This window comes from Gallibacterium anatis DSM 16844 = F 149, assembly GCF_000379785.1.
GTDB classification, from domain to species: Bacteria; Pseudomonadota; Gammaproteobacteria; order Enterobacterales; family Pasteurellaceae; genus Gallibacterium; species Gallibacterium anatis.
The window spans coordinates 1-7,830 of sequence record NZ_KB903749.1 but is presented as its reverse complement, the minus strand read 5'-3'; the positions used below and the strand labels follow the sequence as shown (position 1 = coordinate 7,830).

Below are 7,830 nucleotides of genomic sequence, written 5' to 3'. Positions count from 1 at the left end.
GGGTAAAACAATCAGCGAAAATGACCGCTGGCACCATTATCTGAAAGGAAAAGCAAGAGAAAAGCGACAAAGTAAAAAAACAAACCCACTTTTATCAAATGATTTTGGAAAGATGGGTTTGTCAGCAGTCTGAAATATCCCTAATTGAACAAATTAGGGATATTTCGATATTAATCTTAAATCTTCAATTTCAATGTTCTTGCCACATTTTGAGCGGTGGAAATCAGATTTTCTCGTCCTTGTGCCAAAGTATCCGATAATGAAGCCAAATTACGAATAATTGGGAAAACTGCATCGATACCGGCATCATAAACCACTTCGTAATCTGCTCGCAAACAACCCACTATGGCAATCACCGGTTTATGGAAACGTTTTGCCGTTTTTGCTACACCAACCGGCGTTTTACCATACACAGTTTGGCTATCCATTCTGCCTTCGCCGGTAATGACCAAATCCGCATCCGCCACCACTTTCGACAAATGCGTTGCCTCAAGAATGATGTCAACGCCTGATTTAAGACGGCAATTCGGTAGCAGTTGCAATCCGGCTCCCATTCCACCGGCAGCACCTGCGCCGGCAATGTTGGCAATATCCTTATTTAATTGCTGTTTTACTTTTTGTGAGAACAAAGATAAGGCGGCATCCAATTCTTTGATCATTGCCGCTGTAGCCCCTTTTTGTGGGCCGAATACTGCCGAAGCGCCGCGTTCACCACATAACGGATTATCCACATCACAAGCCACTTCAATTTGCGTTGTTGCCAATCTTGGATCCAATGCAGACAGATCAATTTTAGACAACTGTTTTAATGCGACCCCGCCTGCTACTAACGGTTTGCCTTCATCATCTAAAAATACGGCTCCCAATGCCTGCAACATTCCAACGCCGGCATCATTCGTTGCGCTGCCACCAATACCGAGAATAATTTTTTCCACACCGAAATTTAATGCGGCTTTGATCAGTTCGCCCGTGCCATAACTGCCGGTAATTAGCGGATTGCGTTCATTTTCTGCCACAAGATGTAATCCGGACGCGGCTGCCATTTCAATAATGGCAGTCTTACGATTGGCGGACAATCCCCACTCCGCCAATACTCTATTCCCCAAAGGTGCAGTCACTTCCGTTACCATCGATTGCCCTTGCCAAGCATCAATCAACGATTGTACGGTGCCTTCGCCACCATCCGCCATCGGTACTTTGATATATTCCGCATCAGGAAAAATTTTTTTAAACCCGATTTCTATTGCTTGCGCAACTTGCAATGCGGTCAGACTTTCTTTAAATGAATCGGGGGCAATCACAATTTTCATATCAGCTCCTTAGTTACAACAAGATGAGAGATAATAGATAAACTGTTAATATACCCACAATTCCCATAATGAAAGTTAATGCTGTTTGTGTGCGGTACCCCTGTTGCGGTGTCATTTTACTGAAGTTGGTGACCACCCAGAAATAACTGTCATTTGCGTGGGAAACACACATCGCACCGGCAGCGATTGCCATTACGGTTAAGGCAGCGGCAATTTCAGAAGTTAATCCCAATGTGCTCATTAAAGAGTCTTGTGCATTAAACATTCCCATAATCGCTGCGGTTGTAATCATTGCCACTGTGGAACTGCCTTGTGCAGTTTTCAAAATGGCAGAAATTAAAAATGGGAAGAAAATGCCTGCAGTACTGATCGTAACCGCATTCTGTTTAATATATTCAACAAAACCGGCTTCAACGATAACTTTACCTAATACACCGCCGGCTGCTGTGATAAACAAAATCGGTCCGACAATTTTTAATGTGTCGTTGGTTAATTGTTCAAATTCACTCGCTTTTCCTGAATGGAAAATCAAAATAACAGCAAACACTACGCCGACTGCAAGTGCAAGAATCGGATTACCTAAAAAGAGAATTAAATTGCTGGCATCGCCGCTTAAACCTAGAATTTTAGTAATTGAACCCAACGCCATTAAAATAATCGGAATAAAAATCGGTGCTAAGCTTAAGCCGCCACTCGGTAATTTACCGTAACGTTTAAGCAATTCGTCATAACTTTGCGCAATTAATTCATCATCTTTGCCATCACTGCTGACAGTGACACGTTTACCGATATATTTTGCAAAGAGATAACTTGCTGCTAAAACCGGTATGGAAACGACAATCCCCATCACAATGACTAATAATAAATTGTGTTCAAGCCCAACGCCTCCGGCTACCGCAATTGGGCCCGGTGTTGGCGGGATGAAAACGTGTGCCGCATAAAGACCACCACTCAATGCCACCGCTGTTCCGACCGGATTGGCAGCAATTTTCTTCTGTATTGCCTCTCTGATCGGATTTAACACCACGAAACCGCTATCACAGAAAACAGGAATACCGACACCCCATCCCATAATCAACATCGCTAATTCCGGTCTTTTTTGACCGACAACTTTAACCACCATATCGGCTAATTTAAGTGCCGCACCGGTTTTTTCGAGGATAGTACCAATAATTGCCCCAAAGATAATCACAATACCGATACTTTTGAATGTGCCACTAAAGCCCTCCCCTATCATAGACGGAATTTTATTGAGCGGTATGCCTGCCAATAATGCCAACGCTAAAGAAACACTCATCAAGGCTAAAAACGGATGAACTTTCAATTTTGCAATCATCCAGATCATAACCATAATCGCGATGATAAAAGTGATAATAAGAGAAACGCCTGTCATAGAAGCCTCCTTTGTCATATTGTGCATCTATTAGGCATTATTTAACCTTATTTTAAAAAATACATTGTCTGAATTAACAATAAAATAAGTTTTTAGACTTATTAATTTGTACAAAAATACAATTAACGTTGCAATAATGTACTGATATATAAAATAAAAAGATCTTCTATCTTATTGAAAGACAAGCCTGTTATTTGCTCAATTCTATTCAGCCGATAACGCAATGTATTGATATGAATAAAGAGTTCTGTTGCAGTGCGTGCCGGATCACAATTTGAGAAAAAATATTGCTGCAACGTTTTTTGTAATTGATGAGAATGATCTTTTTGATATAACTTTTGTAGTGGTTTAAGCAATTCGGACACTTGCCACGATTGTAATAGCTCATCCAGCAAGACCGGCAATTTATACTCCTCAAAAAAATAGACATTCCGTTTCGGGAAAAAACGCTGTCCATAAGCTAATGTTCTTACCGCTGTTTTATAAGAGAAAGAGAGATCAACATCATCCGATCGCATTGCGCCTACCGCAAATTTATAGCGATGAACACTGCTATTCGGTGGCAATAATTTAGATAAATATTGGCGATTTTTCAGCTGCGGATTGGCACTCAACACCACAACAGCTTCAAAAGAAAGCAGGGCAAAATGAAGATCCTGTTCATTTTGTACTTGCGCTAAATAATTAATCAATTCCTGTAAATCTGCTTTTGTCGAATCAATTAATTTAATAATCACAGCAACATAAGGCTTCGTTAAATCGATCGTAAAAAAAGAGGCTTGCTGTGCACAACACGCCGCATCCAAAACACCATTTAATAATTGCAATATAAACTCTTCTTTATAGCGGTGATGCCAACGCTCCTGTTCAAGCACAAATGCCTGTTCGGCAATCAATTCCGCACTCATTTTCACTAATTCTGCAAATGGCTTCACCTCATCCGGTTTACCGGAAATACCGACAACACCAAGAATTTTGCCTTGATAATTGATTGGTAGATTGATCCCTTCCTGTGCCTCAAAATTCCATAATTTTGCCAACTCTGCCGTAATTTCCACCACCCGATTTTCTCTAATCGCCAGAACAGCACCTGTGTGACGTTGGTTCAAACGAGAGGCATTGCCTGAAGCGATAATCACCCCATTCTCATCCATCACATTAACCGAATAGGGAATAATCTTCATTGTGCGCCACACAATTTTTTGTGCTATCTCTTTGTTTATTTTCATCACGCCACCCTTAATCACCTAAATACTGTTGTTTTACCCAGTGAGCGTATTTAATATGTGCTTTTTCATATTCCTGTTTTCATCGCAAAATCGAATATAACGCATAATAAAAAAGTGCTGGTTTTAACACCAACACTTTTCAATTTTTAATTCATCTTTGCCGCTTACATTCCGACAACCACACAATCTACCCCTTTTCCGGCAAGCGTTGATTTAGTGCTTGCCGCTGCGTTGTAGCTATCAACCGGTCCAACAAAAACACGCGTCCAGTCTGCTGAACTTTTGGTAAAAGCGTTAAAGCCACTCATTGCTAAACGTGCCTGTAAATTTTCCGCTTGAGGTTTGTTTTTAAATGCACCGCACTGCAAGCCATATTTTCTACCGCCTTTATCCGCATTTTTATTGCTTTGGCTGTTATCCGCTGTTTTGACTTCGGCAACTGCCGTTTTTGCCGGTGCTGTCGACTGAGTCTGCTGTCTATTCGCGTTTCTCTCTTTTTCAGCTTGACGCTGTTGCGCCGCCTGCTGTTTTGCTTGCTCTTGTTGGGCTTTGGCTAACTCCTGTTGTAACTTCGCCTGTTCCTGTGCTTTTTGTGCTTGTGCTTTCTGTTCAGCTAACTTTTCCTGTTCCAACTGCAATAAAATTTTCTTTTGTTCATCAGTTAACTGCACATTTTTTGAAATGGAAGAGACATTATCATCAACCGGCACTTCTCTTGTTTCAAGCTGTTTGATATAACTCCAAACTTCTTCAGGGCGGCTGGGCAAGGTGCTTTTCTTGGTCGTGGTTGAGGTATTAGCTGCCGGAGCGGCTGTTTGCTGTTGATTAACCGGTGATTTCTCTTTTAAAAAGAAAAGGGCAACCGCAAACACAATAACAATAGCTAAAATAAGGATAATTAACAGTTTTTTCTTACCGCCATTTTGTTGTCTTTTTCGCGGTGCTGAACTTCTAGAAACATAATCTCGTTGTGCCACAACAATTTCCTAACTGAATAAATAATATAAAACGTTTAAACAGCCGATAATTCTACTGAAATTTTGAAATATTGACTAGAGGATTAGCTAAAATCATAAGGATCAATATCCAATGATAACCTTACGCCCGATGCCGACTTATTCGTATTCAGCAACGTTTCAATATGAAACAGCACCTGATGCAATTTGCTGCGTTGTTGATGTTGAAACAGAACATACCAACGATATTTGCCGGCTCTTTTTTCCATTAATGCCGGCAATGGACCGACAATTTGCAGCTGCTCCAACCACGCCTGCGGCAAGTTTTTAAGCTGTTCAACAAAAAAAGTCAGGCTTTGTGCCAGCTGAGTTTCATTATTTCCGCTGGCTTTTAACAATGCCTGATAACTATACGGCGGTAATTGAAACTGTTGCCGCTGCAACAACGCCTGTTGGCTGAATGCTGAATAACCTTTTGAAATCAAGGTATTAAACAACGGATGTTCCGGATAATGTGTTTGCAATAAAACCAACCCTGCTTTATTACCTCGCCCCGTTCTGCCGGCAACCTGCACATAAAGCTGCGCCAAACGTTCTTCCGCTCGAAAATCAGAAGAAAAGAGTGCCGAATCAATATTGATCAATCCAACTAAACCGACATTAGGGAAATGATGCCCTTTTGCCAACATCTGCGTTCCAATCAAAATCTGCCGTTTCCCTTGCGCAATTTCATCTAAATAGCGATCCAACTCCCCTTTTTTCGTGACATTATCTCGATCCAAACGCGCAATTTGATATTGCGGAAATTTTTGCTGTAAAACCTGCTCCAGCTGTTCTGTTCCTATTCCGGTCGTCAGCAAATGAGTTGAACCGCAATTTGCGCACTGAAACGGAATCGGCTTTTGAGCATCACAATGATGGCATTGCAAAATATTCCTCGATTGATGATATGTATAGGGTCGATTACAACGTGGACAAGTTTCAACCGTTCCACATTCGTGACACAAATAAACAGGAGCAAAGCCTCGACGATTTAAAAAAAGCAACACTTGCTCACCCCGTTCTAACACTTGTTTCATCTGTTGCAATAAAGCATAGGACAAGCCATTTTCCATCGGTTGTGTTTTTAAATCTACTACCATTTGATGGTTCGCCACCTGATTTGTCGCCCGATAGCGCAATGGAATAAAATGATATTTCTGATTTTCTACATTATGCAAACTCTCTAAACTCGGTGTTGCACTGCCTAAAATAATCGGAATATCGTGCTGTTTTGCGCGATAAACTGCCAAATCTCTAGCGTGATAGCGCCAACCCTCCTGTTGCTTAAAAGATTGATCGTGTTCTTCATCCAACACAATTAATCCCAAGTCGGGAAATTGGGTAAAAATCGCCGATCTGGTGCCGATCACTATCGCTAATTCGCCTCTTCTCGCTTCTTGCCACACTTGAAGACGTGCATTATCGGTCATATTGGAATGTAAAACACCAATCGGCACATTAAAGCGCAAATTAAAACGGCGAATGATTTGTGGTGTTAAACCGATCTCCGGCACTAAAACCAGCACCTGCCGTTTCTGTTTTAATACCTCTTCAATCACCTGCAAATAAACTTCTGTTTTTCCTGAACCGGTTACGCCTTGCAACAACCAGCTGTGAAATCCTTGTCGTAAAGAGATTTGACTCACCGCTAACGCCTGTTCTTTATTTAACATCAATTTATTTTTTTCATTCACTAATGGAATAGCATCAATTGTCGCACGCTCAAACCATAGCTTAGGCTGTTCATCTGTGATTAATTCAACATAATTTTTCTGCAATAATTGGCGTTTTATCGTGGCGGAAAAAATATCGCTCTCTTTTTCCAAGCGTTGATGTTGCTGCAAAAATTGCAACATTTCTTGCTGTTTTAATGCACGTTTTAGGCTATTTTCTGCCAGTGCTGCTTTGCCCAATGCAGTTAATTGATAAAACTGTTGCTGCGTTAATGAGGGATGTTCTTCTTTGCGGAATTTTAGCGGTAAAGCCGTAAATAAGGCTTCACCGATAGGATAGTGATAATAATCTTTTGCCCACAACACTAATTGCCACATTTTTTCATCAAACAATGGCTGTTGATCCAATACTTTCAGCACTGTTTTTAAATTTTCCACTTCACTTGCGGGCAAAAATTCACTGACAATGCCAATGCGCTTTTGTTTGCCAAATGGAACCAGCACTCTTGCGCCAATTGTAACTTCCAATGAATCAGGCAATAAATAATCAAACTGATTTCTTAATGCGATATCTAACGCAACACGGACAATTCTCATCACTACCTCAACAAAATAAACAGCTTATTATAGGCAAATTCCCATAAATCCCCTAATATTCAGAATAATTAATCTGATTGTATTGAATTTCGCCACCATTTCTTATATGATGCGCATTCCTTTTTACTGTCGCCATCGTGCGATGTTTTTTTGTAAAAATATGTACGGTGTTGGTGCTTAAGCGACCAATAGCGGTACATCATCAAATGAGGTTATTATGAAACAAGGTATTCATCCTGAATATAAAGAAATCACAGCAACTTGCTCTTGCGGTAATGTGATTAAAACTCGTTCTACTATCGGACACGATATTAGCTTAGATGTGTGCAACAAATGCCACCCATTCTTCACTGGTAAACAACGTGTTGTTGACACTGGTGGTCGTGTTGAACGCTTTAACAAACGTTTCAGCATTCCTAGTACAAAAAAATAATAAAAAGATAAAAACCTGCTTCATAAGCAGGTTTCAGACTGCTGACAAACCTCTAGACATACCTCTAGAGGTTTGATCTAATAGGCATATCGAAAAAAGGAAATGCCTATGCTCAAAAATACACCCTCACTCCAATATGAAATCGAGATGATAAGTCTCGAACAACTCGTTCCAAAAGACCACCTTGTCCGTAAAGT

Annotated in this window: 6 protein-coding genes; 1 reads left to right on the top strand and 5 read right to left on the bottom strand. The window is 40.7% G+C overall.

The genetic code is table 11. From position 1 onward, the window contains the following. Positions 1–176 precede the first annotated feature (176 nt). The 5 genes from A3EO_RS0111810 to priA form a co-directional block, all read right to left on the bottom strand. The gene (locus A3EO_RS0111810; protein WP_018347302.1) at positions 177–1,310 is read right to left on the bottom strand and encodes a glycerate kinase; all 1,134 of its coding nucleotides are present in this window, start codon (positions 1,308–1,310) and stop codon (positions 177–179) included. 13 nt (positions 1,311–1,323) lie between these two features. Next, positions 1,324–2,703 (bottom strand): GntP family permease, encoded by a 1,380-nt coding sequence (locus A3EO_RS0111805; RefSeq protein WP_018347301.1) that lies wholly within the window; start codon positions 2,701–2,703, stop codon positions 1,324–1,326. A gap of 122 nt (positions 2,704–2,825) precedes the next feature. Then, positions 2,826–3,932 carry a sugar diacid recognition domain-containing protein gene (locus A3EO_RS0111800; RefSeq protein WP_018347300.1) on the bottom strand — a complete coding sequence of 369 codons (1,107 nt, stop codon included), beginning with the start codon at positions 3,930–3,932 and terminating at the stop codon, positions 2,826–2,828. A 164-nt stretch (positions 3,933–4,096) separates the two neighbouring features. Then, positions 4,097–4,909, bottom strand: a complete 813-nt coding sequence (gene ftsN / locus A3EO_RS0111795; RefSeq protein ID WP_018347299.1) for a cell division protein FtsN — start codon at positions 4,907–4,909, stop codon at positions 4,097–4,099. 83 nt (positions 4,910–4,992) lie between these two features. After that, positions 4,993–7,200, bottom strand: a complete 2,208-nt coding sequence (gene priA / locus A3EO_RS0111790; protein ID WP_018347298.1) for a primosomal protein N' — start codon at positions 7,198–7,200, stop codon at positions 4,993–4,995. A gap of 217 nt (positions 7,201–7,417) precedes the next feature. Here priA and rpmE point away from each other — a divergent pair, with 217 nt between their 5' ends. Next, the gene (rpmE, locus tag A3EO_RS0111785; RefSeq protein WP_013746722.1) at positions 7,418–7,633 is read left to right on the top strand and encodes a 50S ribosomal protein L31; all 216 of its coding nucleotides are present in this window, start codon (positions 7,418–7,420) and stop codon (positions 7,631–7,633) included. Positions 7,634–7,830: the final 197 nt, after the last annotated feature.

Coding starts and splice junctions, on each gene's coding strand:
- A3EO_RS0111810 (WP_018347302.1), bottom strand. CDS start 1,310: ATGAAAATTGTGATTGCCCCCGATTCATTTAAAGAAAGTCTGACCGCA.
- A3EO_RS0111805 (WP_018347301.1), bottom strand. CDS start 2,703: ATGACAGGCGTTTCTCTTATTATCACTTTTATCATCGCGATTATGGTT.
- A3EO_RS0111800 (WP_018347300.1), bottom strand. CDS start 3,932: ATGAAAATAAACAAAGAGATAGCACAAAAAATTGTGTGGCGCACAATG.
- priA (WP_018347298.1), bottom strand. CDS start 7,200: ATGAGAATTGTCCGTGTTGCGTTAGATATCGCATTAAGAAATCAGTTT.
- rpmE (WP_013746722.1), top strand. CDS start 7,418: ATGAAACAAGGTATTCATCCTGAATATAAAGAAATCACAGCAACTTGC.